This window comes from Streptomyces sp. NPDC031554, assembly GCF_055580685.1.
This window is the reverse complement of sequence record NZ_JBVIKX010000002.1, coordinates 517,006-542,742: the sequence shown is the minus strand read 5'-3', so window position 1 is coordinate 542,742 and position 25,737 is coordinate 517,006. Positions and strand designations below refer to the sequence as shown.

Here is a 25,737-nt window from a genome sequence, read left to right as displayed (position 1 = left end):
GGAGGTCCGGGTGGTGCGGGACGGGGTGTCCGGGGCCGGGCGGGCCCTCGGGTGCCGAGTACCCCGTGTGGCGTCGCCCCATGGCGGCGGGCCGGTCGCCCCGCGGGCCGGGCGGGCTCAGCGGCCCGCTGTACGGTCCCGGCGGCACAGCCGGTGGCCGGCCGCGCCGAGCGCGCCGGCGATGAGCAGCCCGCCGGCGACCAGGGCGGGGACGGAGTCGGTGAAGGTGCCGCCGGTGCCGGCGCGCACGCCGTGCTGGACGGCGGCGCCGGGGCAGGCCGTGCCGTGCGAGGTGGTGTCGCGGGGGGCCGCTTCCCGGGAAGCGGTGCCGTGGGAAGCGGTGCCCCAGGGGGCGGGGCGGCCGGAGGCGCACGGCTGGGGCGGCGGTGGCGTGGCGCAGGCCGCGGGGTGCGCGGGCGCGCAGCTCGGGGCGCCCGGCCCCGTCCCTCCGCCGGTACCGCCCGTGCCACCACCGCCCGTACCGCCCACGCCACCACCCGTCTCACCGGCACCCGCGCCGCCCACGCCACCACCCGTGTCACCGGCGCCCGCGCCGCCGCCCGTGCCACCGCCGCCGCCCGTGCGGGGGACGCCGTAGGTGGCGCTCCAGGGGCCGCCCTGCCCGCCGGGCGGCGCCGGGCAGGTGCCGTCGACGGTCCAGGCGGAGTCCGTGCCCGCCGCGTCCGCCGGGTCGGCGGGGTCGGCGGGGTCGGCCGGGTCGGCGGGGTCCGTCGGCACGTCGAGGTCCTCGGCCGGGGCGATCCGGGCGGTGCCGCGGTAGGCGGGGCCGGTCAGCTCGTCGCCGCCGGGCTCCAGGGTGAGCTTGACGGTGCCTTCCTCGAAGGCGTCCGAGGCGGCGTCGATGCTCGGCGGCGCGGGCGCGCCGAGGGGGTCGCAGGTGACGGTGACGGTGACGCTGTCCCCCGGAGCGGCCGTGGCCGGGCTGATCTCCGCCCCCGGGTCCGCGGACGCGGCCGGGCCGGCGCCGGCCAGTACGGCACCGGCCAGGGCGGCCACGGACAGGACACGGGCGGTGGGGCGCATGGGACGGCTCCTTCGGCCGACGGCTGCGAGGCACACGTCCGTGCCTCCCGGCCATCACAGCCCGCCCGGTCCGCCGGCGCCCGTGGCCGCGGTCCATTGGCGGGACGGCCGCACCCGATCGGGTGACGGGTGCGGAGCGCCGATGACTCCCCGCCGCGGCCCGTCGTCAGGCCGCGTCGTGCAGCACCTGTTCGCGCAGCCGGTCGCAGCACCGGCTGATCAGCCGGGACACGTGCATCTGGGAGATGCCCAGCTCCTCCGCGATCCGGCTCTGCGTCATGTCCCGGAAGAACCGCATGTAGAGGATCGCCTGCTCGCGTTCCGGCAGTGCGGCGAGCCGCAGCCTGACGGACTCCCGGTCGACGACGGTGTCGAGCGCGGGGTCGGGCGCGCCGAGGGCGTCGTTCAGCGAGTAGCCGTCCTCACCGCCCGGCAGCTCCGCGTCGAGGGACAGCGCGGTGAAGCTCTCCAGCGCCCCCAGCCCCTCGCGCACCTCGTCCTCGCTCAGCTGCGCGCGTTCGGCGATCTCGGTGACGGTGGGCCGTCGCCCGGACACCGTCTGGGCCAGCTCCTGGGAGGCGAGGCGGACGCGGTTGCGCAGTTCCTGCACGCGCCGCGGCACGTGCAGGGTCCACATGTGGTCGCGGAAGTGCCGCTTGATCTCGCCGGTGACGGTGGGGACGGCGTAGCTCTCGAAGGCGTTGCCGAGTGCGGGGTCGTAGCGGTCGACGGCCTTGACCAGGCCGAGGGCCGCGACCTGGCGCAGGTCCTCGGCGTTCTCGCCGCGGTTGCGGAAGCGTCCGGCGATGCGGTCGGCCATCGGCAGCCAGGCCTCGACGATCCGCCGGCGGAGCGCGTCGCGGCGGGGGCCCGGAGGCAGTGCGGCGAGCGTGCGGAAGGCTTCGGCGGTGTCGGGGGCGTCGTCGTGCGGGTGGCGCCTCGTACTCGAGCGGTTTCGCATGGGCGTGGTGCTCATGGGCGTAGCAACTCCCTAGGGGTGCTCGGTGTCGGCCGGTCACCGTGGGAGCGCGGAGCGGTCCGGACGGGCCGCCCGGGTCGCGTCGAAGCGGCGTCCCACGGGCGTGCCTCCGGTCCGAAGCACTGTGCTCGCCTGCCCCCTGCCCGCCCCCTCAAACTTCCCCGGCGTTTTCCGACGGCGCGCGGGGGCACCCGGCCAGGTTTTCCGCTGCCGCGCGGGGGCAGCCGAGGAGATCCGGTGGTCCGTGCCGCTCCCGCCCGGACAGCGCCCTCCACGACCGCCGAGGTCCGCGGCGGCGTCCCGCGCCGGCCTCGACGGGCCGCCGGCCGCCCGGGGCCGGGTGGGGCCGGTGTCCGGGCGGGTTTGCCGGTGCGAAGGCGCGGGAGGCCCGCCGGGCGCGGGCACGGGTGAGCGCACCCCCGATTTCGGCGGCGCGGACCCCGTGTCGGTTCCGGCCCCCCGGGTACGCGGTGGGCCTGCACCCGAGGAACCTGCACCCGAGGAAGTGGAGGGAGACATGCAGCGAGGCAGCGACCGGCTGAGTGTCCACCGGGACGACGAGATGAAGCACGAGCTGCAGGGCCTGCTGAGGTCCGGGCACCCCACGCGGTCCGAGGAGTGGCACGACCCCGAGCCGTCCGCGGAGGACGATCCGCAGGTCTGGGGCGGGCCGGTGGTGCCGGGGAACGCGCGGGCGTCGCTGGCGACGGTACGGCTGGAACTGGCCCGCATCCTGGGCCGCGGCCCGTTCCCCGCCGGCCCCCAGGAACTGGCGGGGACCCTGCGCCGCAAGAACGCGCCGGACGCGCTCGTCGAGGCGGTACGGCGGCTGCCGCACAAGCAGCGCTACGCCACCGTGCAGGAACTGGCCGAGACCCTCACCAGGGACGGGGCCTGAGGACGACACCGGAGAACACCGGAAAGGACATGGAACGATCATGCGCATCGCGTTTCTGACGGCACCCGAGGGCGTCGAGCAGGTGGAGCTGACCGAGCCCTGGCGGGCGGCGGTGGACGCGGGACACGAGCCCGTGCTGGTGTCGACCGCGCCGGGCGAGGTCCAGGCGTTCGACCATCTCGACAAGGCGGACACCTTCCCCGTCGACGAGGTGGCCGGCGAGGCCGCGGCGGACTCCTTCGGCGGGCTGGTCCTGCCGGGCGGGGTCGCGAACCCCGACTTCCTGCGCACCGACGACAAGGCGGTGGCGTTCGTCAAGGCGTTCTTCGAGCAGGGCCGGCCGGTCGCCGCGATCTGCCACGCCCCGTGGACGCTGATCGAGGCGGACGTCGTGCGCGGCCGGGTGCTGACCTCCTGGCCCAGCCTGCGGACCGACATCCGCAACGCCGGCGGCGACTGGGTCGACGAGCAGGTCAAGGTCTGCGACCACGGCCCGAACAAGCTCGTGACCAGCCGCAAGCCGGACGATCTGAAGGCGTTCTGCGAGACCTTCCTGGAGGTGTTCGCCCGGGAGGCCGCCTGAGCGTCCCCCGCGCGCCGCGGGACCGGTGGACGAGCGGCCCCGGCGGGTCTCAGACCCGGCCGGGGCCGCTCGCCGCGCCGGGACCCCACTTGCCGACGGGCGCGCCGGGGCGCTCGGTGCCGTCGGCCCGGCCGGCCCGTTCCCGGGCGCCGTCGCGAGTGCGGGCGGGCGAGACGAAGCGGCGCGGGTTGCGGCGCAGGTACTCGCCCTCCAGCTTCGCCATCCGGTCGTTGTGGGCGCGCAGGGCGTCGTTCGAGCCGTACAGCAGGGTGTCGTGGCGGGTGCGGTGGATCGTCTCCAGCTCTTTCATGAGCTGCTGGTCGTCCAGCCGGTCGGGGTCGACTCCGGTCATGGTGGTACCCCAGTCGTCGTGTGCGTCCATGGGGTCCGGGTACCCGCCCGCACGGCACGGACGTCCGGCCGGCGTCAGGGAGGGGCCATGGATCTCGCGTCTCTGAGTCCACTGTACGAACAATCCGGCTCCCGGGCCTCCGGCTGCGCCGGCGCCTCGCGGCAGGGCGGGGACCCGCCCGCGGACCGCGTCCCACCGCGGGCCGCCGCAGGACCCCGGCGCGGCCGGCGCGCGGGCCGCCCCGGCCGCCCGGCCGCGGCCGCCCTCGGCGCCGCCACCGCCGCCGCCACCTGCCGCCGTCGCTACCGCGCGCGCTCCACGCGGCGCTCGTCCCACACGGGCTCCGGGGTCTCGCGGACCCGGCCGTCGCTGCCGAAGACCAGGTAGCGGTCGAAGGAGCGGGCGAACCAGCGGTCGTGGGTGACGGCCAGGACCGTGCCCTCGAAGGCCTCCAGCCCTTCCTGGAGCGCTTCGGCGGACTCCAGGTCCAGGTTGTCGGTCGGCTCGTCGAGGAGGAGGGCGGTGACGCCCTCCAGCTCCAGCAGCAGGATCTGGAAGCGGGCCTGCTGCCCGCCGGACAGCCGCTCGAAGGCCTGCTCGGCCTGCTGGGTCAGCTCGTAGCGGCGCAGCCGGGACATGGCGGCGCCGCGGTCCTGGGAGTGCTCCTGCCACAGGATGTCCAGGAGCGTGCGGCCCATCAGTTCCGGGTGGGCGTGGGTCTGCGCGAAGTGGCCGGGGACGACCCGCGCCCCCAGTTTCCACTTCCCCGTGTGCGCCACGGTGTCGCCGGCCAGCAGGCGCAGGAAGTGCGACTTGCCGGAGCCGTTGGAGCCGAGGACGGCGACCCGCTCGCCGTAGAAGACCTCCAGGTCGAAGGGTTTCATCAGTCCGGTCAGCTCGAGGCCCTCGCAGGTGACGGCCCGCACGCCGGTGCGGCCGCCCTTGAGTCGCATGGTGATGTCCTGTTCGCGCGGCGGCTCGGGCGGCGGGCCCGCCTCCTCGAACTTGCGCAGGCGGGTCTGCGCGGCCGCGTAGCGGGAGGCCATCTCGTGGCTGACGGAGGCCGCCTGCCGCAGGTTCAGCACCAGCTTCTTCAGCTGGGCGTGCTTCTCGTCCCAGCGGCGGCGCAACTCCTCGAAGCGGGCGAAGCGTTCGCGCCGGGCCTCGTGGTAGGTGGCGAAGCCGCCGCCGTGCACCCAGGCGTCGGCGCCGGCCGGTCCCGGTTCCACGGAGACGATCTTCTCGGCGGCCCGGGAGAGGAGTTCGCGGTCGTGGGAGACGAACAGGACCGTCTTACGGGTCTCCTTCAGCCGCTCCTCCAGCCACCGCTTGCCGGGGACGTCGAGGTAGTTGTCGGGCTCGTCGAGCAGCAGCACCTCGTCGGTGCCGCGCAGCAGCGCCTCCAGCACCAGCCGCTTCTGCTCGCCGCCGGACAGGGTGCGCACCTGGCGGAACTGGGCCTTGTCGTAGGGCACGCCGAGGGCGGCCGTGGTGCAGATGTCCCACAGCGTCTCGGCCTCGTAGCCCTGGGCCTCGGCCCAGTCGGACAGGGCCTGCGCGTAGTTCATCTGCGCGGCCTCGTCGTCCACCGTCATGATCGCGTGCTCCGCCTCGTCGACGGCCTTCGCGGCCTCCCGGATGCGCGGCGAGGACACCGACACCAGCAGGTCCCGTACGGTCGTCTCGTCCCGTACGGAGCCCACGAACTGGCGCATCACACCGAGCCCGCCGCCGACGGTGACGGTGCCGCCGTGCGGTTTCAGCTCGCCGGAGACCAGCCGCAGCAGGGTCGTCTTGCCGGCGCCGTTGGGTCCGACCAGGGCCACCACGGCCCCTTCGCCCACCCGGAAGGACACGTCGCCGAGCAACGTCCTCCCGTCGGGGAGGTGGTACTCGAGGTGCGCGGCTTCCAGATGTCCCATGGGGGTGCATTGTGCTGGCCGCCCGCGGGATGCGGCAAACCCATATCGGTTCCCCGTCGGCGCCGTCCCCGCGGACCGGAGATCATCCGGCCGCGTCGAACGGCTCGCCGGCCGGTCCGCCCTCGCCCGCGGGTACCACGGCCGCGCCCGCCCAGGTCAGGGCCTCGAACCCGGCGGAGGGGGTGCCGTCGAGGACGACCACACCGGTGTTGGCGAGTCGGCGGGCGGCGGCGAACGGCACGTCCACGTTGCGGGCGCGGGCCGCCGTCCAGGCGCGGATCGCGGCGCCGTGGCTGACCAGGGCGGCGCAGCGGGCGCCGCTCGCGGCGGCCTCGGCGACCACGGCGTCGTAGCGCTCCAGGAACTCGGTGCCGCTCTCGCCGCCCGGCATGCGCAGCTCCGGCTCGTCGGCCGCCCAGGCGAACACCGTGCGCAGGTAGCGCTCGCCCTGCTCGGACTCGCCCGGCAGGAGTTCGAGGTCTCCGGCGGAGATCTCCCGGATGCCGTCGCGCTCGAGGACGTCCAGGCCGCGGGCTGCGGCCAGCGGGGCGGCGGTGAGCCGGGTCCGCACCAGGGTGGAGACGTACAGGGCGTCGATGTCCTCGTCGGCGAGGGCCTCGGGCAGGGCGGCGGCCTGCCGTTCGCCGAGCGCGGTCAGGCCGGGGCCGGGGACGGCGGTGTCCAGCAGCCGCTCGACGTTGGTGGGGGTCTCGCCGTGGCGGACCAGGAGCAGACGCATGCGCTCACCTTCCGGTGCCGTGCCGCCCCGCGCGGGAACCGGCCCCTGCAGGGTACCCGCGGGCCGGCGGCGGCACCCGTCCGCCCGGAACCCGCCCCGCGGGGCCGACCGCGGGGCCGGCGCACGTCGCTGACGGACCGTCAGTCCATTCTACGGAACGAACTGTCTCAACATGCGAGTGCGGACGTACGGTGACGCACATCGGTCCCCGGGCTCCCCGGACCCCGGGGAGCGGACCGTGAAGACCGTGAAGAAGGGGCCGAGCCATGCCGGAAACGCGGGAGACCGCCGTCTACACGCACGGACACCACGAGTCGGTACTGCGCTCGCACACCTGGCGGACCGCCGCCAACTCGGCGGCGTACCTGCTGGGTTCGCTGAAGCCGCACATGAAGATCCTGGACATCGGCTGCGGGCCGGGCACCATCACCGCCGACCTGGCCGCCCTCGTCCCCGACGGCCACGTCACCGGCGTCGACCGCGCGCCGGGCGTCCTGGAGCAGGCGCGGGCCACGGCCGCCGGGCGGGGCCTGACCAACGTCGGCTTCGAGGTCGGCGACGTGCACGCCCTCGACCACCCGGACGACACGTTCTGCGTGGTCCACGCCCATCAGGTGCTCCAGCACGTCGGCGACCCCGTGCGGGCGCTGCGCGAGATGCGGCGCGTCACCCGGCCCGGCGGACACGTCGCCGTCCGCGACGCGGACTACGCGGCGATGACCTGGTACCCGGCCTCGGCCGGGATGGACGACTGGCTGGACCTCTACCACTCGGTGGCCCGCGCCAACGGCGGGGAACCCGACGCCGGACGCCGGCTGAAGGCGTGGGCGCGGGAGGCGGGCTTCACGGACGTCACGGCCACCTCCGCCACCTGGACCTTCAGCACCGCCGAGGAGCGGGCCTGGTGGAGCGGCCTGTGGGCCGACCGCACCCTGGACTCCGCCTACGCGCGGCGGGCCGTCGAGGGCGGGCACGCCGACACCGCGCGCCTGAGGGCCGTGTCCGAGGCCTGGCGGGAATGGGGGCGGCGGGACGACGGCTGGTTCGCCGTCCTGCACGGAGAGGTCCTGTGCAGGAAGGACGCCTGACGCGCGTCGTCCCCGCGCGTCAGGCGTCCTTCCCGCAGCCGGGCCCCGTCCTTCCCCGCCCGGGTCCCCGTCGTCCCGTCACCCGGGCCTCCCGGGGCGTCGGCTCATTCCCGGGGCAGCAGCGGCCCGAGCGGCCCGAGGTCCAGATTCAGGTCCTCGGGCCGCAGGCCGTAGCGGTCGCGCAATTCCGTCATCCGCTCGTCGAGCAGCATCAGGGTGAGCCCGATCCGCTCCTCCTGCTCCTCGGACAGGTCGCCCTGGTCGAAACGGCGCAGCGCCTGCCGCTCCATCAGCTGGCGCAGCAGCTCCACGACGGTGAGGACGAGCTTGATCAGGTCCCGCTCGACCGTGTCGGGCTCCAGATCGACCTGACGCTTGGGCGGGGTGGTCACGAAAGATCCCTCCAGGGCGACGGCACGTTCTCGTTCACGGAGCTGATCAGGGCGTTCAGATCGATGCGGACGAGGTCGACGTCCGCGATCCGCAGGGTGACGTCGCCCTTGATGACGACCCCGCCGGCCAGCAGCCGGTCGAGCAGGTCGATGAGGGCGATCTCGCGGCGCTCCACGACGGTCACGGTCCCTCCTCCCCCGCGGCCCCGCCCCTGCCCGCGTCCTCCGTGCCGCTCCCGGTGCGCGCGCCCTCCGCGCCGTTCCCGTCGCCCTCCTCCGACGCGGGCTCCACGAAGGAGTACGCCGCCCAGGGTCCCGTGAGCTCGACGCGCATCCCGGGCTCCTCGTCCTTCGTGCCGTCCACGAGCTCCACGAACTCCTCGGACCGCGCACGCGGCACCAGGTAGGCGGCGTTCAGCACGTTCTGCCCGGAGGCCCGGGAGAGAGCGGGATTCTGCGGTGCGTGCAGACGGGCCGCGTCCGCGTGTTCCGAGAGCAGGGAATGCAGCCGGCCGGAGAACCGCTCCGCCCGCTGCCAGCTGTCCTCGTGCGCCCGCGCCTTCCTCCGCCGCTGCAGGAGGTAGTCGCGGCCCGAGGCGGGCTTCGCCGCCGCGGTGTCCGGACCGGAGGTCTCCTCGCCCGTGGGCTCGACGTAGATCTTCACGCCCCATTCGACGCGGCCCTCCAGCCGGTCCAGGGTGCGCCGGAAGGACTCCTCGCGCTCCTCCATCATCACGCGCACGCCGCTGTCGTCGCGGAAGACGGTCGCGAGCCGCAGCGGCAGCGGTGTCGTCACCGCGGTCAGCGCGTCGATCACCTGCTGGTGGCCGCGCGCCGTCGCGGCCAGCCAGTCGAGGTCCTCCAGGCGGGCGCGCAGCGGCTCCTCCGCGAAGTCCCGTTCGGGCACCTCGCTGACGACCGCGGTCAGGCCGTGGTGCTGCAGCAGCTTGGCCGGCGCGCCCGCCACGCCCGTCAGCTGGGCCTGCAGGGGCGCGCCGAGGGGCCGGCAGACGGCGTACACGTACCGCAGTCCGGTCATGGGGACTCCTCCCGGGTCCGGCCCGGCTCCAGCTCCTCCAGCCGAGCCAGACGTTCACGCAACTCGGCGTTCTCCTTGGCGAGTTGGTCGCGTCTGGCTCGGGTGGACAGCTCCGGGTCGTCCTCCCACCAGTCGATGCCCATCTCCTTGGCCTTGTCGACCGAGGCGACGATGAGGCGGAGCTTGATCGTGAGCAGTTCGATGTCGAGCAGGTTGATCCGGATGTCGCCGGCGATGACGATGCCCTTGTCGAGGACGCGTTCCAGGATGTCCGCGAGGTTGGCGCCGCCGCCCTGGCCGTACGGTTCCGGCATCCGGCTCGGCATGCTCATCGACGGCTCCTCCTGTCCTCGTCCTCCGCGGCCTCTTCGTCCTCGTACTCGTCCTCGTCGTACTCGTCCTCGGGCTCCGCCTCCTCCTCGTACTCGGGCTCCTCGTCCTCGTCGTACTCCTCGTCGTACTCCTCGGACTCACCCTCGGGCCGCTCGTCGTCCTCGGGCCGCTCGTCGTCCTCGTCGTACTCCGCCTCGGGCTGGTCCTCGTCGTACTCGCCCTCGGGCTCCTCCGAGTCCTCGGCCTCGTTCTCCTGCTCCTGCTCCTGCTCCTGCTCCTCGGCGAGGGCGTCCTCGTGGGAGCGGACGACCTCGCCGTCGCGGATCTCGCCGCGCCAGCCGTCCTCCGCCTCCCCCTTGAGGGAGATGAAGCGGACGAAGTTCTTCAGGTCGAGGCGGGCGCGACGGCCCTGGGCGCGCCAGATGTTGCCGGTCTTCTCGAACAGACCCGTGGGGTAGTACTCGATGACCAGCAGGACGCGGGTGAGGTTGTCCGCGAGCCGGTGGAAGGAGACCACGCCCTTGGTGGTGCCCTTGGCGCCCTCGGACGTCCAGGAGATCCGGTCGTCCGGGACCTGCTCGGTGGTCTTCGCCTTCCAGCTCCGGTTGGACCAGAAGACCTTCAGCTGCCAGTCGCTGGTGGTGTCGTCGGCGCGGCTCGCGCTCTTGACGCCCTTGGCGAAGGTGCTGAAGTCCTGGTACTGCGTCCACTGGTCGTAGGCGGTGCGCAGCGGCACGCCGACGTCGATCTGCTCGATGATGACGGTGGGCTTGGAACCCGATCCGCCCTTGCGCTTGCCCTTGCCGCCGCCCAGGTTCTTCAGCGCGCCGGTCACCTTGTCCTTGGCGCGCGAGGCGCCGAGCTCCAGCGCGGTGCGCATCGGGCCCTTGCCCTCGGCCAGCTTGCGGCCGCCGTCCAGGGCGAGCTTCCCGAAGCCGGGGCTGTTGCCGTCGGCGATGTCGTTCAGCTTCACGGTGGTCTCGCCGAGCTTGCGGCCGACCCCGGTCAGCACGCGCTGGGCCTGGGCGGCGAGGTATTCCTGCACCTCCGCCTTCAGCCGGTCGGCGGCCTCGCTCTGCGCGACCCCGGCCAGCGGGTTTCCCCCCGTGGCCTTGCCCGCCGCCTTGCCGGCCGTGGACGTGGCCGATCCGAGTGACTCGGTCATCACTCACCGTCTCCCTTCGGCCGCCGGGCCCGCGCCGGCGCCTTCGCGGCCGTCTTGCGGGCCGACGCGGCGGTCTTCTTCGCGGCCGTCCCGCGCGCGGGCGCCTTCCTGGCGGGCGCCTTCTTCGCGGGCGCCTTCTTCGCCGGTGCCTTCTTCGCCGCCGTCTTCTTGGCCGCCGCCTTCTTCCGCGGCGGCTCCTCCTCGTCGGCCTCATCGGCCTCGTCGGCCTCGGCGTCCTCGTCCGACCGGTCCTCGGCGTCCTCGTCGACGTCGGCGTCCTCGTCGTACTCGTCGCGTTCGTCGCGCTCGTCGTACTCGTCGTCGTCCGCCTCGTCCCGCGACCTCCCGCCCGGCGCGTCGGGGACGACGCCGTCGAGCTGGTCGCGGACCCGGTCGGTGCGGCTGTGCAGCCGGTCGGCGAGGGCGCTCATCTGCCGCTCGACCATCGCGCCCGAGGCGGCCTTGCCGACACCGCGCAGCTCACCGCGGAGCTGTTCGGTGATCTCCTTGAACTGCGGGTTGTCCTTCAGCTGCCGGGACACCAGGTCGGCCACACCGCTCGGGGTCAGGTTCAGCTTCTTGCCCGCGACCATCGAACCCACGGCGAGTGCGAGTTTCGCCTTCTTGGTACGTCCCAGGAGGTATCCGGCCCCTACCGCGAGGCCCAGTCCCACTCGGTTCATCGTGCCGTCCCGTCGTCGGTTCCCGTACTCCTGCGCATGGCGATGTCGAGCCGGTCGAGGAGCTCGTCCTCCATCCGGTCGAACTCCTCCTCCGTGATCGCCCCGTCTTCCAACTGCTCTTCGAGACGGGAGAGTTCGGCCCGAACCGTGGCGGGGTCGTAATAGATCCGCTCGGCCTCCTGAACCACCTGCTGGATCACCCAGCCGCTGCCGCGCACCGGGGCGAACGGCAACAGCAGCACCTCCGAGATCAGGCCCATCTCCCTGCTCCTTCGCTTCGGTGCCCGCTAGCCGGCCGCCGGCACGGCGGGCTTCGCGGGGCCGGGCTCGACGAAGCTGTACGGCGGCAGCGGGCCGTTCACCCGCACCTCCAGGTGGGGACGGCTCTCGCGCAGTCCCTCCGCCGCGTCCAGGAAGCGCGCCGCCTCGTCGCGGTCCACCAGGAACGAGACGTTGGCGAGCCAGCCGGTGGACTCGGGGCCCGGCTCGACGCTCGCGGCCAGGGGCTCCAGGACCCGCCGCACCTCCGCGGCGTCCTCGGTCTCACGGGCCTTGACCGCGGCCGCCACCATCTCGCCGAGCTGGATCTTCTGCTCGTACGAGCCGCCGCCGGCCTGCCGGTTCGCCTCGGCCATCGCGCGCAGCTCGGGGCTGTCCGCCATCACCTGGTGCAGCACGGCGTCCTCCACGTGGGAGGCCTTGACGTTGTACTCGACCTTGTTCTCGAGGGCCCGCAGCCGCTCCAGGTAGTGCTCGGCGCGTTCGGTCAGGACGCCGGCGACCGCGTCGTCGTCGGGGGCGACGCTGCCGAACCGCATGGGCAGCACGCAGCCCTCGGCTCCCGCCTCGCCCAGGACCGTCTGGTGGGCGAGGAGGTCGCGGCGCTTGGGCCGGAGGTTCTCGGGGGCGTCGCTGACGACGGCCGCGAGGTCACCCGCCCGCAGCACCCGTACCGGCAGGGGCGGCTCCCCCACCCCGTTCAGGCCCTCCGGGAGGGCGGGGTGCGAAGCGGCGGTGATGCCGTAGATGTAGGTGCTCACTCCTGCTCCTCCTTCCGGCGGGCGGACGTCGACTTGCGCGCACGCGGCCTGGACTCGGTCTCGCCTTCCTCACGGGCCTGCTTGAAGGCGCCGGAGATGGTCTCGGCGGCGCCGGACAGCGCCCCCTTGGACTTGCCTCGCGCACCGGACTCGGTGACGTCGCCGACGATCTCGGGCAGGCCGGGGCTCTTGCGCGGGCCCGCCTCGAGGTCGAGCCGGTTGCACGCCTCGGCGAACCGCAGATAGGTGTCGACACTGGCCACGACGACCCGTATGTCGATCTTCAGGATCTCGATGCCGACCAGGGAGACCCGCACGAAGGCGTCGATGACGAGCCCCCTGTCGAGGACGAGCTCCAGAACGTCGTAGAGGCCGCTGGAGCCGCCTCCGCCACCGGACTGTTGTGCCGGGACCACGGTCATGCCGACCGCACCTCCTTGTGTGTGATGACTGCCTTGTGGGTGATGCCTTGTGGGTGATGAACGGCTTGTGCGCGATGTACGGCCGGGGAGCCGGGCCGTCCGGCGGACGGCCTACCGGCCGCCGGACCGCGCGTCGGACCGCCCTCGCTCGTAGCGGCGGACGCGGCGGTAGCCGGTCAGCTGGCCCTCCGGGTCGAGTTCGACCTCGTAGCTCGCCATCAGGCTCATGGTGTCGGGCACCCGCTCCAGTTCGAGGACCTCGACCTCCAGGGACCAGCCGTCCTCGGTCTGCGAGAAGGACGAGACGCTCTCGGGGGTCATGCCGGTCAGCTCGGCGAGCTGGGCACGCGCCTCGCGCAGTACCTCCATGGGCCTCGGCCGGTTGTCCGTCACGGTGTCGTCCCTGCCCTCGTCCTGGTCGTCGGTGTGCTGGTCCTCGGTGTTCCGGCCCTCGGCCGGGGAACCGCCCTGCGGGCGTTTCCGCGAAGTGCGCGTGGCGCGCGAAGTGCCCGTACCGCTGCCGCGTGACGTGCGCGCGGTACGTGAAACTTGTGCGTCCGCCGTGTTCTTTGTGTTCGACATGGCCACCTCTCCCTTCCGTGTGGCCGGAAGGACCATGGCCAAACCTTCGGGAACGCATGCGTCTGCGCCGCCCGTCGGACGTGCTGCGCACCGGCGGTACGTGTATCAGCCACGCAGGGCGTCGAGGCGGCGCCGGGCGGGCCCCAGGGAGCGTCCGGCGCCGCTCGTCCCGGACCACGGCCGGGTCCGGGCCTGTTCCAGGGCGTCGGCGACGGTCCACCGGCGGGGTCCGAGGCCGGGGTCGTCGAGCTGGTCCCGGCGGATGGGCATGGCGACGGGGGCGCCGGGACGGGCGCGCACGGTGAAGGGGGCGACGGCGGTCTGGGCGTAGCCGTTGCGCTGCACGTCGAGGTAGAGCCGCTCGCCCCGGTCCTTCTTGCGGGCGGCGGTGGTCAGCTCCCGCGGGTGCCCGGCCGCGAGCAGCTCGGCGGCGTCCCGCGCGAAGGCGCGCACCTCGTCGAAGCCCTGCCGTCCGTCCAGGGGGACGACGACGTGCAGTCCGCGCGAGCCGGTGGTCATCAGCCTGAAGGGGAGCCGCACCTCGTCGAGCAGGTCGCCCAGCCACCGGGCCGCCTCGCGCACGGCGGTGAAGTCGTCGCCGGAGGGGTCCAGGTCGAAGATCATCAGGTCGGGGCGGTCGGCCCGGCCGGCCCGTGACAGCCAGCGGTGGAAGGTGAGGCAGGCCTGGTCGGCGAGGTACACGAGGGTGGCGGTGTCGTCGCAGACGGTGTGCAGGACGGTGCCGTCCTCCTTGCCGACCCGCGCCCGGGTGATCCACTCCGGGTAGTGCCCGGGGGTGTTCTTCTGCAGGAACCGGGGGCCGTCGACGCCGTCCGGATGCCGTTCCAGCATCAGCGGCCGCCCGCGCAGCCGCGGCAGCATGAACGGGGCCACCGAGCGGTAGTACGCCACCAGGTCGCCCTTGGTGTACCGCGTGCCGTCGGCCCCGGCCGGGACGATCACCTTGTCGGGCCGGTGGACCTCGACGGTACGGCGGCCGGCCCGCACCCGGCGGACCTCGTCGCCCGCCGGAGGACGGCCACCGCCCTCGGGGCGGCCACCGCCGCCCCCGGGACGGCCGCTCCCGCCCCGGGACCGGCCGCCGTCGCTCACGGGACGACCGCCGTCTCCACCAGCAGCCGGACGGAGGCGGCGATCGACTCGGCGTCGATGCCGGCCGCGTGCAGTTGCTCCCCGGGGCTCGCCGAACCCGGCATCGTCCGCACGGCGAGCCGCACGAGCCGGGGCACCGGGCGGCCGTCGGTGAAGGCGTCGAGGACCGCGTCGCCGAGCCCGCCCTCCTCGTGGTGGTCCTCCACGGTTACCAGGCAGCCGGTCTCCTCGGCGGCCCGCCGCAGGGTGTCCCGGTCGACGGGCTTGACGGAGTACAGGTCGATCACCCGGACCGGGATGCCCTCGGCGTCGAGGGCGTCGGCCGCCTTCAGCGCCTCGTGCACGGTCACGCCGGCCGCGACGACGGTCAGCCGGTCGCCGCCGGAGGAGCGCAGCACCTTGCTGCCGCCGACCGGGAACTCCTCGTCGGGCCCGTAGATCACCGGGCTCTCGCCGCGCGAGGTGCGCAGGTAGCGGATGCCGTCGAGCCCGGCCATGGCGGCGACCAGCCGGGCGGTCTGGTTGGCGTCGCACGGGTACAGGACGGTGGAGCCGTGCACGGCCCGGAACATCGCCAGGTCCTCCAGGCCCATCTGCGAGGGGCCGTCCTGACCGATGGCCACCCCGGCGTGCGAGCCGACCAGGTTGATCCCGGCGCCGCTGACCGCCGCCATGCGCACGAAGTCGTACGCCCTGGTCAGGAAGGCCGCGAACGTGGAGGCGAAGGGCACCCGGCCGCGGGCGGCCATGCCGACCGCGGTGGCGACGAGCTGCTGCTCGGCGATGTAGCACTCGAAGAAGCGGTCGGGGTGCTCCTTGGCGAAGGCCTCGGTGCGGGTGGAGTCGCCGACCTCCCCGTCGAGGGCGACGACGTCGCCACGGGCCGTGCCGAGGGCGGCGAGGGCCTGTCCGAAGGCGTCGCGGGTGGCGACGCCCTTCTCGGGGTCGCCCTTCTCCCAGCGGGGCAGGTCGGGACGGCCGGTGGGCACGGAGTGCAGCATGCGGGCGACGGGCGGCTCGTGCACCTGGACGCGTAGGTCGCGGACCCCGCCGAGCTCCGCGATCGCCTCGTCGGCGTCCGGCAGCGGCTTGCCGTGCAGCCCCTCCCGGTCCTCGACGGCCTCGACGCCCCGGCCCTTCAGCGTGCGGGCGAGGATCGCGGTGGGCTGGCCCTTGGTGGAGGCCGCCTCGCCGTAGGCGCGGTCGACGGCGTCCACGTCGTGTCCGTCCACCTCGACGGTGTGCCAGTCGAAGGCCTGGAAACGGCGGGCGTAGGCGTCGAGGTCGTGGCCGTGCCGGGTGGGACCGCGCTGGCCGAGCCGGTTGACGTCGACGATCACCGTGAGGTTGTCCAGGCGCTCGTGGCCCGCGTGCTCGGCGGCCTCCCACACCGAGCCCTCGGCCATCTCGCTGTCCCCGCACAGCACCCACACCCGGTGGTCGGAGTGGTCCAGCCGCTTGCCGGCGAGGGCGATGCCCACGCCCACGGGCAGCCCCTGGCCGAGGGAGCCGGTGGCCGTCTCCACCCAGGGCAGGCGCTGCGGGGTGGGGTGTCCCTCGAGGCGGCTGCCGAGCGCGCGGAAGGTGAGGAGCTCCTCGTCGTCGATGGCCCCGGCCGCCTTGTAGGCCGCGTACAGCAGCGGGGAGGCGTGTCCCTTGGAGAGGACGAAACGGTCGTTGGCCGGGTGTGCGGGGCGGTCGAAGTCGTAGCGGAGGTGGTTCGCCAGCAGGACGGCCATCAGGTCCGCGGCGGACATCGACGACGTCGGATGCCCGGACCCCGCGGCGGCGGAGGCGCGGACGCTGTCCACGCGCAACTGCTGTGCGAGCTCGCTGAGTTCGGCGGTGTCCATCGGGTTACAGCTCTCCTTCTCGAGGGAGGGGACGCGGCTGGTCACCGGCGGTCCCGGAGGCGGGCCGGCCCTTGGCGGGTTCGCCACCGGGCTGGTTCTTGGCGGGTTCACCACCGGGCTGGTTCTTCGCCGGTTCGCCACCAGGCCGGCTCTTCGCCGGCTCACCGCCGGGCCGGCCCGTCGCGGACCCACCGCCCGGTCGGTCCTTCGCCGGCCCCGGAGCCGGGCGGTTCCTGGCCGGTTCGCTCTTGACCGGGTCGGGGGTGGGTGAGGTGATCGTCCGGGAGGTGTCGTCACCGCCGCCCCCGCCCAGTGCCTTCTGCCCGCCGGTCGCGGGGACGCCGCCACCGGGGCCGGCGGCTTCGGCGACGGCGGTCGCGGGGGCACCGGCCCCGGACGCCGCGCCCGGTCGCCCTTCCCGCCCGCCCGGCGTCCGCGCCAGTTCCGGCGAAGCCGTGTCCAGGGGCACCGACCAGGACCGGACGAGCCCCAACTGGACCGCCTGGCGCGGCAGTACGGCGTCCAGCAGCCAGTCGGCCGCGACGCGCACGCGGTTGCCGGGCATGGCGGCCAGGTGGTAGCCGCGGGTGACCGCGCCGGCCACCGGTCCCGACAGCGGGACGCCCAGCGGGTTCGCGGCGGCCTTGACCCCGCCGAGGTCGACGACGAAGCCCATGTCCTTGTGCCGGTAGGGCCGCAGTTCGCGCCCGGTCAGCGAGGCGGCGATGTTGTGTCCGGCGACCTTGCCCTGCCGCCAGGCGTGCTGTGCCGTCATCGGCGTGTACGCCCCCGGCTTCTCCAGATCGGGTACGGCGGCGGCGTCCCCGCACGCGAACACCTCGGGTCTGCCCGGCACGCGCAGGGTCGGCTCGACGAGGAGCCGTCCCCGCTCCATGGGCAGCCCGAGGGACTCCGCGAGGGGGTCGGGCCGTACGCCCACGCACCACGCGAGGGTGCGGGTGTCGACGAACTCGCCGTCGGTGAGCAGGACCCCGTCCGCGGTGGCCTCCTTCACGGAGGTCCCCATCCGCACGTCGACGCCCCGCTCGCGCAGCACCCGGTCGGCGGTGGCGGAGAGCCGTTCGTCGAGTTCGGGCAGGACGCGGTCGGCGATGTCGAGAAGCAGCCAGCGCGGCCGCATGCCCTTGCGCAGGGGGTGGGCGTGCACCAGCGCGTCGGTGAACAGCTTCCCGTGGGCGGCGACTTCGGTGCCGGTGTAGCCGGCGCCGACCACCACGAACGTGCAGCGGGCGGCGCGGAGCGCGGCGTCGTCGGCGCCGGAGGCCAGCTCGACCTGCCGGGTCACGTGGTCGCGCAGGTAGAGCGCCTCGGGCAGGCCGCGGAAGCCGTGCGCGTGCTCGGCGACGCCGGGGACGGGCAACAGCTTGTTGACGCTGCCGGCGGCCAGCACCAGCCGGTCGTAGCCGAGGGTGCCCGTCCCGCCCTCGGGGCCGGTGTAGTGCACGGTGCGTCCGTCGAGGTCGACGCGGCCGGCCTCGCCGAGCACCAGCCGCGCATCCGGCAGGGTGCCGGCGAGGGAGACGGTGACCCTGCGCGGTTCGAGGATGCCGGCGGCCACCTGGGGCAGCAGGGGCAGGTAGAGGAAGTAGTCGGTCGGGTTCAGCAGGGTGATGTCGGCCCGGCCGCGGGCCGCCCGCGCGAGGGTGCGGGCCGTGCGGTATCCGGCGAAGCCGGCTCCGACGATCACGATGCGGGGTCGACTCACGTTCGCCTCCGGTGGCCCCGCGCCGTCCGGGCCGCGGGGAGATGTGTCGTACGGGGGTTTCCGCGTCCCCCCGGGCGGACCCGCCAAACGTCCGCGGGGGCCTGCGGGAGCCCGTTTCCCGCCCGCGTCCGGGGTGACCCGGACCGCGACCGCCCACCCGCCGCACCCCAGCGGAGGTACCCCATGCCCGAGTACGGCTACTTCCTGTCCTGCGAGGAGTTCGGCCCCGCGGACCTGGTCGAACAGGCGCGGATGGCCGAGCAGGCCGGCTTCACGGCGCTCTGGATCTCCGACCACTACCACCCCTGGAACGACGCGCAGGGCCAGAGCCCGTTCGTCTGGTCGGTGATCGGCGCGCTGTCGCAGGCGGTGTCGTTGCCCGTCGAGACGGCCGTCACGTGCCCGACGGTGCGGATGCACCCGGCGGTGGTGGCGCAGGCCGCCGCGACGAGCGCGGTGCTGACGCGGGGCCGCTTCCGGCTCGGCGTCGGCTCGGGCGAGGCCCTCAACGAGCACATCCTGGGCGACGCCTGGCCGCCCGCGCACGTGCGTCTGGAGATGCTGGAGGAGGCGGTCCAGATCATGCGGCGGCTGTTCACGGGCGAGGAGGTCGACCACGTCGGCACGCACTACACGGTGCAGAACGCCCGCCTCTACACGGTCCCGGACGAGCCGGTCCCGATCGACGTCTCCGGCTTCGGCCCGAAGGCCACCTCCCTCGCCTCCCGGATCGGCGACGGCTACATCACGATGATGCCGGAGGCGCCGATGGTCGAGCAGTTCCGCAAGGGCGGCGGCGGGGCCAAGCTCGTCAGCGGCGGCACGAAGGTCTGCTACGGCACCGACCGCGAGGAGGCGGTCCGCACGGTCCGCCGGCTGTGGTCCAACCAGCTGCTGCCCGGCGAGATGGGCCAGGTGCTGCCCACGCCTAGCCACTTCGAACAGCTGGAGCCGCTGGTCACGGAGGAGATGGTGGCCCGGAACACGGTGTGCGGCGACGACGTGGACGCCCACGTCACGGCGCTGAAGGCGTTCGCCGACGCGGGCTTCGACCGGATCTACGTCAACCAGATCGGCCCCGACCAGCGCGGCTTCTTCGACTTCTACCGCACGAAGGTGCTGCCGCGGCTCCCCTGAACCGTCGGCCACCCGCCGCCGGCCACCCGAGGCGCGGATCACCCGCACCGTGGCTTCCCCGCACCGCCGGGCCGGGTGGGGTCGTCTCCCCGGCCCCCGGCCCGGTCCGGTTCAGCCCCGGGCGTGTCCGCGCGCTCTCGCCGTCACCGCCGCGCCGAGACCGGCGGCCAGCAGTCCGGCCCCCACCCGGCCGCGGTTACGCGAGGCCCACTCCTGGGGGCTGGTGGCGGTGGACTCGGCGTCGAAGCGGCCGTGCGCCCCGTGGTCGCGGCCGTGCGGCCCGTCGCCGGGGCTCCACAGGTTGCCGGGACCGCCCTCGCGCCGGGACGACACCGCGTCCCGGCGGTCCTGCTGGGAGTCGAAGCCGGTGCGGGCCAGGTAGCGGTCGAGGAGGCCGGGGACCACGGCGTTGGCGATCATCGTCGCCGCCGTGGAAGCGCCCACCCAGTACTCCCGGCGCCGTCCGTGACCGGCGGCGTGCACGACGGCGCGGGCGACCACCTCGGGCTGGTACACGGGGGCCACCGGCCGCGCCCGCCCCGGCATGCGGCTCAGCACCCAGTCGAACTGCGGGGTGTTGACGGCGGGCAGCTGCACCATCGTCGTCCGCACCCCGCTGCGCGCGTGCAGCAGCTCGCAGCGCAGGGACTCGTTGAACCCCTGGATGGCGTGCTTGGCCCCGCAGTACGCCGACTGCAGCGGGACCCCCCGGTAGGCGAGCGCGGAACCCACCTGCACGACGGTGCCCCGGTCCCGCGGCAGCATGTGCCGCAGGGCGGCCCGGGTGCCGAACACGTAACCCAGGTAAGTCACTTCGGTGACCCGGCGGAACTCCTCGGGCGTGATCTCGGTGAAGGGGGCGAAGACCCCGGCGAAGGCGTTGTTGACCCACACGTCGATGCGGCCGAAGACGTCGACGACCTGCTGTGCCGCGTCCTCGACCGCCTTGGCGTCGGCCATGTCCACGCTGACCACGAGTGCCTCGCCGCCGGCCAGCCGGACGTCGTCCGCGGCCGCGGCGAGTCCGGCGCGGCCGCGGGCGAGCAGCGCGACCCGGTCGCCGCGCGCGGCGAAGGCCACCGCCGCGGCCCGGCCCACACCGGCACTGGCCCCGGTCACCACGACGGTCCTGCCGCGCGTGCGCATGGCGCGTCAGGCCCGGTGGTGGGGCGTCTCGGGGTCGACGCGGCCGGGCCGCGGCGCCTCGCCCGGCTCGGGGACACCCACGGCGGGGGCGGTGGACGGCATCGGCGGGTAGGACACGCCCGTGCCGGCGGCCGCCCCCGTGGACGGCGCGGCGGACCCCGGCCGTACGGACGCGTCCGTACCGTGGGGGGCCGGGTGCGGGCGGGCGGCGGCACGCAGCGCGTAGGCCAGCGCGCCGAGGAGGGCCGCGGTGATCAGCGCGGCGGCCCAGTCGGGCAGCCCGATGTCGAGGGCGAGACCCACGGCCAGTGCGACGGCGGCTCCCGCGTACAGGGCGAGCGCGCCGGAGGCGGCGTACAGCACGGCCTTGCGGCGCTGCTTACGGGTCTGTTCGCGCAGTTCCTCGCGGATGGTCTCGCGCGCCACCTGCGCCAGCTCGTCGACGAGGTGCTTGTCCAGATGTTCCAGATGCTCCAGGTGATCGATGCGCTCCATGACCGCCGGGTACCCGGCGGCACCGTCCGGTAACGCGGTGCGGGGCGGGCGCGCGGGCCCGGCACGGGCCGCCGGGGAGGGGGCGCCGGGGGGATCGGGTGAAGGGATCTCCGCCGGCCGTACGGCCCAACTAGGCTTTCGCGCATGAACATTCTGGAAGCCACCCTGCGTGTCTGCGTGGACGATCTGGAAGCCGCCGTCCCCTTCTACGAGCGTCTCTCGGGCGCCCCGGCGCTGCGCTTCGAACGCGGCGGCGTGCGGGTCGCCGCGGTCGGCTGCTTCCTGCTGATGAGCGGGCCCGCGGCCGAACTGGAGGTGCTGCGCAAGGTCGCCGCGACGATCGCCGTGACCGACGTCGACCAGGCGCACAGGACGCTGGACGAGCTGGGCGCGGACATCATCGCGGGCCCGGTGGCGACCCCCGCGGGCCGCAATCTGATCGTGCGGCACCCCGACGGCGCGGTGTACGAGTACGTGGACCGCGGCCCGGCCTGAGCCGGACGGGAGGTTCCGGCCGGCGGGCGACGGCCGGGGCCCGCGAGAGGCGTCGGACGTCACGAAATTCCGCGTGCCCGGCGTCCCCGCGGACGTACAGTCGGGCGGTCAACGGCTTTCCCGCGGGACAGGCGGGTCACGAAGGAGCGGACGCAGTGAGCGAGCAGGCGGTCGAGCGGCACACCTACCGGGTCATCGTCCGGGGCACCTGGGACGGTCTGACGGAGGCGGCGCGTGCCCGGCTCCTCGCCGAGGCATCCGAACACGGCCTGACGAGCATGCGGTTCACCGAGGAGGGCTCGCTGACGTACGAGCCGTCGCCGCTGAAGCACTTCTCGCTGCGTTACGTGGTGGTCTCGGACGCGGCGGACGGCGAGGAGATGGCGGGCGCGCTCGCCGAGGAGCGCGCCGAGGCGACGCTGCGGGAACGGGGCTGCGGCTTCACCGGTCTGAGGTCGACGGTCACGGACCTGGACACGATGAAGATCAACCGGAAGGGCGGGCGCTCCCGGGGGACCGCGGGGCGTGCGGAGACCGCGGGGAGCACATCTCGGCGGTGAGCGCCCAGCGTTCGTGGTCGCGCCACTCCCCGTCGATGTGGATCATCTTCGGGGAGAAGCCCTCCAGCCGGAACCCGCAGGCCTTCGCGAGGGCGATCGAGGCGGCGTTGCCGGGCTGCACGTTGATCTCCAGTCGGTGCAGCCGCATCGGCCCGAAGGCGTGGGCCACGACGAGGCCGAGACCCTCGCGCATCAGTCCGCGCCCGGCGGCGTGCGCGAAGGCGCCGTAGCCGAGCGCACCGCACTGGAAGCCGCCTCCGACGATGTTGTTGATGTTGACGAACCCGGCGACGGCCCCGTCGTCCAGGGTGCACACGAGGAACCCGGCCTTCGTCGGGTCCTCGATGAGCCGTCCCGCGTAGGCCGTGTACGCCTCGGTGGTGTCCGGCGGGAACAGCCACGGACGGTGCAGGTCCCTGCTCTCGCGGACCCGGGCCGTGAACTCGTCGGCGTCGGCGTGGGAGAAGTGGCGTATCCCCACGCGGGGGCCCTCGGCGAGGTGGCGGGACGCGGTGTGCGGCATCGGGCCAGCGTACGGGGTGGTCAGTCGCGCCGTCTGACGGCGTACGCCCCGCACAGCGCGCCGACGGCCCCGGTGGCGAGCATCGCCGTCCACAGCGGCACCGTCACCGTCACCTCGGGGATCAGGAGCCTGACCCGGGTGGCGCCGGTGTTCTCGAAGATGAAGATCAGGGCGAGGAGGGCGAGCGCCAGGACGGTGATCCGGGCGGGCGCCGGCGCTCCGCCCGTCCCGCTGGTCTTCCCGCCGCTCTCGGAGGTCTGCGGACTCATACGACCAGGGTGGGCCCGCCGGCGCCCTCACGCGCGGCGGAGGCCTGCCCCCGGGTGACGGGCCCCGGCCGGCCGCTCCGGCCCCTCGCCACGCCCGCTCCGGCCCCCGGAGGGCCGGAGGTCAGCTCAGGGCGGGTGCGGCGAGGGTGAGCGTGCCGGTGTCCGCGTCGAGTTCGGCGGCGACCCCGAGGGGCACCGTCAGGGCGCCGTCGCAGTGGCCGAAGCCGAGTTCCTCGACGACCGGCACGCCGAGGCCGCCGAGCCGGTCGGCCAGCACGGGCCGCAGTTCCTCGTAGGGGCCGCACTGCGCCCAGGAGCCCAGCGCGATCCCGGCGACGCCGTCGAGCCAGCCGGTGCGCAGGAGGTGGGTGAGCGTGCGGTCGACGCGGTACGGCCGTTCCCCCACGTCCTCCAGGAGCAGCAGTCCGCCGCGGGCGCCGGAGCGGGTGTGCGGGGTGCCGTACCCGGTGGCGAGGAGGGTGAGGCAGCCGCCGAGGGTGACGCCGCGGGCCCGGCCGGGGGCGAGGGCGGTGCCGGTGGAGGTGAGGGTGCGCACGGTCTCCGGGGCGAACAGGGTGGCCCTGAGGTGTTCCTGGGCGCGGGCGTTCTTCACGAAGTCGACGCCGGCCGCGACGGGGCCGTAGAGCGTGACCAGGCCGAGGCGGACGGCGAACGCCTCGTGCAGGGTGGTGCTGTCGCTGAAGCCGAGGAACACCTTCGGCCCGGCGGCCCGCATGGCCTCCCAGTCGAGCAGGTCGACCATGCGCTGGGCGCCGTACCCGCCGCGCGCGCAGATCACTGCGTCGACGGACGGGTCGCACCAGGCGCGCTGGAGGTCGGCGGCCCGGTCGGCGTCGGTGCCGGCCAGGTGGGGCAGCGCGCCGTGCACGTCCAGGACGTGGGGCGCGGCGAACGGTTCGAGGTCCCAGCCGCGCAGCAGGTCCAGGCCGGCCTGGAGGCGTTCCTCGGCGACGGGTCCGCTGGGGGCGACGACCGCCACCCGGGCGCCGGGGGCGAGCCGGGGCGGCCGCACGAGCTCCTTCATCCGATCAGCTCCAGAGGGGGGACGCCGGGTGTGTTCAGCCCGAACACCTGCGAGTACAAGGACAGTTCGGCCTCCAGGGCGCGCGCCACCGTCTCGGCCCGCCGGAAGCCGTGCCCCTCGCCCTCGAAGGCGAGGTAGGCGTGCGGCACTCCGCGTCCCGCGACGCGCTCGAGGAGCCGTTCGGCCTGGGCGGGCGGGCAGATCACGTCGTCGAGTCCCTGGAGCAGCAGGAACGGTACGCCGATCCGGTCGGCGTGCTCGACGGGCGAGCGTTCCGCGTAGCGGGCGGGCACCTCGTCGAGGGGGCCGACCAGGGTGTCGAGGTAGCGCGACTCGAAGTCGTGGGTCTCCCCCGTCGCCCAGGCCGTGAGGTCCAGGACGGGGTAGCTGATCGTGCCGCAGGCGTAGACGTCGGTGCCGGCCAGGGACGCGGCGGCGGTCCAGCCGCCCGCGCTGCCGCCGCGGATCGCCAGCCTGCCGCGGTCGGCGGTGCCCTCCTCGGCGAGGGCGAGGGCGACGGCGGCGCAGTCCTCGACGTCGACCACCCCCCACTGCCCGCGCAGCCGGTCCCGGTACGCGCGCCCGTACCCGGTCGACCCGCCGTAGTTCACCTCGGCGACGCCGATGCCGCGGGAGGTGAAGTAGGCGATCTCCAGGTCCAGTACGAGCGGGGAGCGGTCGGTGGGACCGCCGTGCGCCCAGATCACGTAGGGCGGCGGTCCGGCGTCGGGGGCGGCGCAGCCGGGGTTGCGCGGCGGATGGACGTGGGCGTGGATCTCGCGGCCGTCGGGGCCGGTGAAGGTGCGGCTCCGGGGTTCGGAGTAGTGGGCGGGGTCCACGGTGTCCTCGTGCCGGGCGCCGATCACCCGGGCGCGGCCGGTGCGCACGTCCAGCTCGACGACCTCGTGGGCGCTGCGCGGGCCGGCGCCGACGGCGACGACCCGCTCCCCGTGCGCGGCGAGGGTGGGCGCGAACTCGGTCCAGGGTCCGGCCGCGTCGACGATCTCACCGGTCTCGGGATCGAGGACGCCGAGCGTGGCGGCCCCGCGGCCGTGCACGACGGCGACCAGTCCGTCCGCCAGCGGGGCGAACCAGCGGTGGCCGAGCTTCCAGAGCGCTCCGCCGAACTCCTCCTCGCGCGGGCACACCGGCAGGTGGTCCCGGTACAGGTTCCACCAGCCCGTGCGGTCGCTCGTGTACAGCAGACGGCCGTCGGCCGACCAGTCGACCTGCGCGATCGACTCCCGCGGGCCGCCGGCCACCACGCGGGGTTCCCCGAACGTCCCGTCGGCGCCGACCTCGGCGACCAGCGCCTCCGTGCCGTCCCACGGCATCCGCGGATGGTCCCAGGCCAGCCAGGCGGCCCGCCGTCCGTCGGGCGACAGCCGGGCACCGGTGACGAACCGCTGCCGGGCGTCGGTGAGTTCGCGCACGGCACCGCGGTCGTGGGCAGCCGAGCCGTCGAGCGGCACGGCGGCCAGGACCCGGCGCACGTCGGTGGGCCCGTCGCCGGTGAACTCCTCCAGCACGCACCACACTTCGTCACGTCCGGGCGGGAACTGCGGTTCCGCCCAGCGCAGTCCGCCCCCCACCCGCGACACCGGGGTCAGCGGACGGGGCTCGCCGCCGGGCTCGCAGACGTACAGGCGCTGGTCGGCGAAGTGCACGAACACCACCAGGGTCCGGCCGCCCACCACCTGCCCCGCCCAGGGCTGCCCGCCGTACTCGAGGACCCTGCTGCGCACGTTCCACGGCGCGGGCAGGACCGTCTCCTCGACGCCGTCCGCCCGCCGTCGCACCAGCGTGCGCCGGCCGCCCTCGGCGGGCCGGGGGGCCGTCCACCACACCTCGTCGCCGACGAGGCCGACGTACTCGGGGCGCCCGTCGTGCGCGGCGGCGAGGCGCGCGTCGAGGGGGGAGGGCCAGGCACCGTACGGCAGGTTCTGCACGTCTTGTCTCCTCTAGGGTCTGTCGTTTGGATCACACCGCAGACGTCGGGGTCGGCACGCGCATCTGCGGCGTTGTCGTCGGTTGCCGACGCTCCGCGTCGACGCCCTCCTCCGCCTTGCAGCTGCACGCACCGACCCCCACTCACCCCGGCTGCAAGACACCGG

30 protein-coding genes are annotated in these 25,737 nt (G+C 74.4%); 6 read left to right on the top strand and 24 right to left on the bottom strand.

Going from position 1 to position 25,737, the window contains the following annotated elements:
- Window positions 1-117: 117 nt before the first annotated feature.
- Together ACZ5FU_RS07840 and ACZ5FU_RS07835 are read right to left on the bottom strand one after the other, a co-directional pair.
- Window positions 118-1,044, bottom strand: coding sequence for a hypothetical protein (locus tag ACZ5FU_RS07840; protein WP_469045068.1), 927 nt, complete (start codon window positions 1,042-1,044; stop codon window positions 118-120).
- 166 nt (window positions 1,045-1,210) lie between these two features.
- Complete coding sequence (locus ACZ5FU_RS07835; RefSeq protein WP_451776741.1) at window positions 1,211-2,020, bottom strand: RNA polymerase sigma factor SigF; 810 nt, start codon at window positions 2,018-2,020, stop codon at window positions 1,211-1,213.
- A gap of 520 nt (window positions 2,021-2,540) precedes the next feature.
- On the opposite strand from ACZ5FU_RS07835, the gene ACZ5FU_RS07830 reads away from it, so the two are divergent.
- Together ACZ5FU_RS07830 and ACZ5FU_RS07825 are read left to right on the top strand one after the other, a co-directional pair.
- Window positions 2,541-2,921 carry a DUF2795 domain-containing protein gene (locus tag ACZ5FU_RS07830; RefSeq protein ID WP_451776743.1) on the top strand — a complete coding sequence of 127 codons (381 nt, stop codon included), beginning with the start codon at window positions 2,541-2,543 and terminating at the stop codon, window positions 2,919-2,921.
- A 40-nt stretch (window positions 2,922-2,961) separates the two neighbouring features.
- On the top strand, window positions 2,962-3,504 hold the full coding sequence (locus tag ACZ5FU_RS07825) for a type 1 glutamine amidotransferase domain-containing protein (protein WP_451527299.1): 543 nt from the start codon (window positions 2,962-2,964) through the stop codon (window positions 3,502-3,504).
- A 49-nt stretch (window positions 3,505-3,553) separates the two neighbouring features.
- Here ACZ5FU_RS07825 and ACZ5FU_RS07820 read toward each other — a convergent pair whose 3' ends face one another.
- From ACZ5FU_RS07820 to ACZ5FU_RS07810, 3 genes are all read right to left on the bottom strand, one after another.
- Complete coding sequence (locus tag ACZ5FU_RS07820; protein WP_451527298.1) at window positions 3,554-3,886, bottom strand: DUF6158 family protein; 333 nt, start codon at window positions 3,884-3,886, stop codon at window positions 3,554-3,556.
- 272 nt (window positions 3,887-4,158) lie between these two features.
- Entirely contained in the window at window positions 4,159-5,778 is a 1,620-nt protein-coding gene (locus ACZ5FU_RS07815; RefSeq protein WP_451527297.1) for an ABC-F family ATP-binding cassette domain-containing protein, read from the bottom strand.
- A gap of 82 nt (window positions 5,779-5,860) precedes the next feature.
- Window positions 5,861-6,517 carry a histidine phosphatase family protein gene (locus ACZ5FU_RS07810; RefSeq protein ID WP_451527296.1) on the bottom strand — a complete coding sequence of 219 codons (657 nt, stop codon included), beginning with the start codon at window positions 6,515-6,517 and terminating at the stop codon, window positions 5,861-5,863.
- A gap of 266 nt (window positions 6,518-6,783) precedes the next feature.
- Here ACZ5FU_RS07810 and ACZ5FU_RS07805 point away from each other — a divergent pair, with 266 nt between their 5' ends.
- The gene (locus ACZ5FU_RS07805) at window positions 6,784-7,605 is read left to right on the top strand and encodes a methyltransferase domain-containing protein (RefSeq protein ID WP_451776746.1); all 822 of its coding nucleotides are present in this window, start codon (window positions 6,784-6,786) and stop codon (window positions 7,603-7,605) included.
- 104 nt (window positions 7,606-7,709) lie between these two features.
- On the opposite strand, the gene ACZ5FU_RS07800 is transcribed toward ACZ5FU_RS07805, so the two are convergent.
- The 13 genes from ACZ5FU_RS07800 to ACZ5FU_RS07740 form a co-directional block, all read right to left on the bottom strand.
- The gene (locus ACZ5FU_RS07800) at window positions 7,710-7,997 is read right to left on the bottom strand and encodes a gas vesicle protein K (RefSeq protein ID WP_451527294.1); all 288 of its coding nucleotides are present in this window, start codon (window positions 7,995-7,997) and stop codon (window positions 7,710-7,712) included.
- Window positions 7,994-8,182: a gas vesicle protein gene (locus ACZ5FU_RS07795; RefSeq protein WP_451527293.1), complete on the bottom strand. Its 189-nt coding sequence runs from the start codon at window positions 8,180-8,182 to the stop codon at window positions 7,994-7,996. Before ACZ5FU_RS07795 ends, ACZ5FU_RS07800 begins: the two co-directional genes overlap by 4 nt.
- Complete coding sequence (locus ACZ5FU_RS07790; protein ID WP_451527292.1) at window positions 8,179-9,036, bottom strand: GvpL/GvpF family gas vesicle protein; 858 nt, start codon at window positions 9,034-9,036, stop codon at window positions 8,179-8,181. The genes ACZ5FU_RS07795 and ACZ5FU_RS07790 overlap by 4 nt, the downstream gene beginning before the upstream one ends.
- The gene (locus tag ACZ5FU_RS07785) at window positions 9,033-9,368 is read right to left on the bottom strand and encodes a gas vesicle protein (protein ID WP_451527291.1); all 336 of its coding nucleotides are present in this window, start codon (window positions 9,366-9,368) and stop codon (window positions 9,033-9,035) included. The genes ACZ5FU_RS07790 and ACZ5FU_RS07785 overlap by 4 nt, the downstream gene beginning before the upstream one ends.
- The gene (locus tag ACZ5FU_RS07780) at window positions 9,365-10,534 is read right to left on the bottom strand and encodes an SRPBCC family protein (protein ID WP_469045067.1); all 1,170 of its coding nucleotides are present in this window, start codon (window positions 10,532-10,534) and stop codon (window positions 9,365-9,367) included. The genes ACZ5FU_RS07785 and ACZ5FU_RS07780 overlap by 4 nt, the downstream gene beginning before the upstream one ends.
- Window positions 10,534-11,217 carry a DNA primase gene (locus tag ACZ5FU_RS07775; RefSeq protein WP_451776749.1) on the bottom strand — a complete coding sequence of 228 codons (684 nt, stop codon included), beginning with the start codon at window positions 11,215-11,217 and terminating at the stop codon, window positions 10,534-10,536. Before ACZ5FU_RS07775 ends, ACZ5FU_RS07780 begins: the two co-directional genes overlap by 1 nt.
- A complete protein-coding gene (locus ACZ5FU_RS07770; protein ID WP_366058051.1) occupies window positions 11,214-11,477 on the bottom strand; it encodes a gas vesicle protein GvpG in 264 nt (87 codons plus the stop codon). Before ACZ5FU_RS07770 ends, ACZ5FU_RS07775 begins: the two co-directional genes overlap by 4 nt.
- Window positions 11,478-11,504: 27 nt before the next feature.
- On the bottom strand, window positions 11,505-12,257 hold the full coding sequence (locus tag ACZ5FU_RS07765) for a GvpL/GvpF family gas vesicle protein (RefSeq protein WP_451776751.1): 753 nt from the start codon (window positions 12,255-12,257) through the stop codon (window positions 11,505-11,507).
- Window positions 12,254-12,679 (bottom strand): gas vesicle structural protein GvpA, encoded by a 426-nt coding sequence (locus ACZ5FU_RS07760; RefSeq protein ID WP_382793553.1) that lies wholly within the window; start codon window positions 12,677-12,679, stop codon window positions 12,254-12,256. The genes ACZ5FU_RS07765 and ACZ5FU_RS07760 overlap by 4 nt, the downstream gene beginning before the upstream one ends.
- A gap of 111 nt (window positions 12,680-12,790) precedes the next feature.
- Entirely contained in the window at window positions 12,791-13,261 is a 471-nt protein-coding gene (locus ACZ5FU_RS07755; RefSeq protein ID WP_451527287.1) for a gas vesicle protein GvpO, read from the bottom strand.
- 105 nt (window positions 13,262-13,366) lie between these two features.
- On the bottom strand, window positions 13,367-14,269 hold the full coding sequence (gene ligD, locus ACZ5FU_RS07750; protein ID WP_451776991.1) for a non-homologous end-joining DNA ligase: 903 nt from the start codon (window positions 14,267-14,269) through the stop codon (window positions 13,367-13,369).
- 101 nt (window positions 14,270-14,370) lie between these two features.
- Complete coding sequence (locus ACZ5FU_RS07745) at window positions 14,371-16,227, bottom strand: transketolase (protein ID WP_468644436.1); 1,857 nt, start codon at window positions 16,225-16,227, stop codon at window positions 14,371-14,373.
- Between the two features lie 4 nt (window positions 16,228-16,231).
- On the bottom strand, window positions 16,232-17,953 hold the full coding sequence (locus ACZ5FU_RS07740) for an NAD(P)/FAD-dependent oxidoreductase (protein WP_468834426.1): 1,722 nt from the start codon (window positions 17,951-17,953) through the stop codon (window positions 16,232-16,234).
- A gap of 183 nt (window positions 17,954-18,136) precedes the next feature.
- Between ACZ5FU_RS07740 and ACZ5FU_RS07735 the strand changes: the two genes are divergently transcribed.
- Window positions 18,137-19,090, top strand: coding sequence for an LLM class F420-dependent oxidoreductase (locus tag ACZ5FU_RS07735; protein WP_451527284.1), 954 nt, complete (start codon window positions 18,137-18,139; stop codon window positions 19,088-19,090).
- 111 nt (window positions 19,091-19,201) lie between these two features.
- Here the strand turns inward: ACZ5FU_RS07735 and ACZ5FU_RS07730 are convergent, their stop codons facing one another.
- Both ACZ5FU_RS07730 and ACZ5FU_RS07725 read right to left on the bottom strand, forming a co-directional pair.
- Window positions 19,202-20,236, bottom strand: a complete 1,035-nt coding sequence (locus ACZ5FU_RS07730) for an SDR family oxidoreductase (RefSeq protein WP_451527283.1) — start codon at window positions 20,234-20,236, stop codon at window positions 19,202-19,204.
- Between the two features lie 6 nt (window positions 20,237-20,242).
- Window positions 20,243-20,722 (bottom strand): phage holin family protein, encoded by a 480-nt coding sequence (locus ACZ5FU_RS07725; protein ID WP_451527350.1) that lies wholly within the window; start codon window positions 20,720-20,722, stop codon window positions 20,243-20,245.
- 153 nt (window positions 20,723-20,875) lie between these two features.
- On the opposite strand from ACZ5FU_RS07725, the gene ACZ5FU_RS07720 reads away from it, so the two are divergent.
- Together ACZ5FU_RS07720 and ACZ5FU_RS07715 are read left to right on the top strand one after the other, a co-directional pair.
- A complete protein-coding gene (locus tag ACZ5FU_RS07720; RefSeq protein ID WP_469045066.1) occupies window positions 20,876-21,226 on the top strand; it encodes a VOC family protein in 351 nt (116 codons plus the stop codon).
- Window positions 21,227-21,381: 155 nt separating this feature from the next.
- Window positions 21,382-21,786 (top strand): DUF6204 family protein, encoded by a 405-nt coding sequence (locus ACZ5FU_RS07715; RefSeq protein WP_451527281.1) that lies wholly within the window; start codon window positions 21,382-21,384, stop codon window positions 21,784-21,786.
- On the opposite strand, the gene ACZ5FU_RS07710 is transcribed toward ACZ5FU_RS07715, so the two are convergent.
- The 4 genes from ACZ5FU_RS07710 to ACZ5FU_RS07695 form a co-directional block, all read right to left on the bottom strand.
- Window positions 21,713-22,309 (bottom strand): GNAT family N-acetyltransferase, encoded by a 597-nt coding sequence (locus ACZ5FU_RS07710; protein ID WP_451527280.1) that lies wholly within the window; start codon window positions 22,307-22,309, stop codon window positions 21,713-21,715. The two genes, ACZ5FU_RS07715 and ACZ5FU_RS07710, sit on opposite strands and share 74 nt — an antisense overlap.
- Window positions 22,310-22,329: 20 nt before the next feature.
- On the bottom strand, window positions 22,330-22,578 hold the full coding sequence (locus ACZ5FU_RS07705; RefSeq protein ID WP_451527279.1) for a DUF1049 domain-containing protein: 249 nt from the start codon (window positions 22,576-22,578) through the stop codon (window positions 22,330-22,332).
- A gap of 121 nt (window positions 22,579-22,699) precedes the next feature.
- Window positions 22,700-23,623 carry a S66 peptidase family protein gene (locus ACZ5FU_RS07700; RefSeq protein WP_451527278.1) on the bottom strand — a complete coding sequence of 308 codons (924 nt, stop codon included), beginning with the start codon at window positions 23,621-23,623 and terminating at the stop codon, window positions 22,700-22,702.
- Complete coding sequence (locus tag ACZ5FU_RS07695) at window positions 23,620-25,572, bottom strand: S9 family peptidase (protein ID WP_468834432.1); 1,953 nt, start codon at window positions 25,570-25,572, stop codon at window positions 23,620-23,622. Before ACZ5FU_RS07695 ends, ACZ5FU_RS07700 begins: the two co-directional genes overlap by 4 nt.
- Window positions 25,573-25,737 lie beyond the last annotated feature (165 nt).

Bases quoted from the DNA above. Each gene is read 5' to 3' on its own strand.
- ACZ5FU_RS07840 (WP_469045068.1), bottom strand. From the start codon at position 1,044: ATGCGCCCCACCGCCCGTGTCCTGTCCGTGGCCGCCCTGGCCGGTGCC.
- ACZ5FU_RS07835 (WP_451776741.1), bottom strand. From the start codon at position 2,020: ATGAGCACCACGCCCATGCGAAACCGCTCGAGTACGAGGCGCCACCCG.
- ACZ5FU_RS07830 (WP_451776743.1), top strand. From the start codon at position 2,541: ATGCAGCGAGGCAGCGACCGGCTGAGTGTCCACCGGGACGACGAGATG.
- ACZ5FU_RS07825 (WP_451527299.1), top strand. From the start codon at position 2,962: ATGCGCATCGCGTTTCTGACGGCACCCGAGGGCGTCGAGCAGGTGGAG.
- ACZ5FU_RS07820 (WP_451527298.1), bottom strand. From the start codon at position 3,886: ATGGACGCACACGACGACTGGGGTACCACCATGACCGGAGTCGACCCC.
- ACZ5FU_RS07815 (WP_451527297.1), bottom strand. From the start codon at position 5,778: ATGGGACATCTGGAAGCCGCGCACCTCGAGTACCACCTCCCCGACGGG.
- ACZ5FU_RS07810 (WP_451527296.1), bottom strand. From the start codon at position 6,517: ATGCGTCTGCTCCTGGTCCGCCACGGCGAGACCCCCACCAACGTCGAG.
- ACZ5FU_RS07805 (WP_451776746.1), top strand. From the start codon at position 6,784: ATGCCGGAAACGCGGGAGACCGCCGTCTACACGCACGGACACCACGAG.
- ACZ5FU_RS07790 (WP_451527292.1), bottom strand. From the start codon at position 9,036: ATGACCGGACTGCGGTACGTGTACGCCGTCTGCCGGCCCCTCGGCGCG.
- ACZ5FU_RS07785 (WP_451527291.1), bottom strand. From the start codon at position 9,368: ATGAGCATGCCGAGCCGGATGCCGGAACCGTACGGCCAGGGCGGCGGC.
- ACZ5FU_RS07780 (WP_469045067.1), bottom strand. From the start codon at position 10,534: ATGACCGAGTCACTCGGATCGGCCACGTCCACGGCCGGCAAGGCGGCG.
- ACZ5FU_RS07775 (WP_451776749.1), bottom strand. From the start codon at position 11,217: ATGAACCGAGTGGGACTGGGCCTCGCGGTAGGGGCCGGATACCTCCTG.
- ACZ5FU_RS07770 (WP_366058051.1), bottom strand. From the start codon at position 11,477: ATGGGCCTGATCTCGGAGGTGCTGCTGTTGCCGTTCGCCCCGGTGCGC.
- ACZ5FU_RS07760 (WP_382793553.1), bottom strand. From the start codon at position 12,679: ATGACCGTGGTCCCGGCACAACAGTCCGGTGGCGGAGGCGGCTCCAGC.
- ACZ5FU_RS07755 (WP_451527287.1), bottom strand. From the start codon at position 13,261: ATGTCGAACACAAAGAACACGGCGGACGCACAAGTTTCACGTACCGCG.
- ACZ5FU_RS07745 (WP_468644436.1), bottom strand. From the start codon at position 16,227: ATGGACACCGCCGAACTCAGCGAGCTCGCACAGCAGTTGCGCGTGGAC.
- ACZ5FU_RS07735 (WP_451527284.1), top strand. From the start codon at position 18,137: ATGCCCGAGTACGGCTACTTCCTGTCCTGCGAGGAGTTCGGCCCCGCG.
- ACZ5FU_RS07730 (WP_451527283.1), bottom strand. From the start codon at position 20,236: ATGCGCACGCGCGGCAGGACCGTCGTGGTGACCGGGGCCAGTGCCGGT.
- ACZ5FU_RS07720 (WP_469045066.1), top strand. From the start codon at position 20,876: ATGAACATTCTGGAAGCCACCCTGCGTGTCTGCGTGGACGATCTGGAA.
- ACZ5FU_RS07710 (WP_451527280.1), bottom strand. From the start codon at position 22,309: ATGCCGCACACCGCGTCCCGCCACCTCGCCGAGGGCCCCCGCGTGGGG.
- ACZ5FU_RS07705 (WP_451527279.1), bottom strand. From the start codon at position 22,578: ATGAGTCCGCAGACCTCCGAGAGCGGCGGGAAGACCAGCGGGACGGGC.
- ACZ5FU_RS07700 (WP_451527278.1), bottom strand. From the start codon at position 23,623: ATGAAGGAGCTCGTGCGGCCGCCCCGGCTCGCCCCCGGCGCCCGGGTG.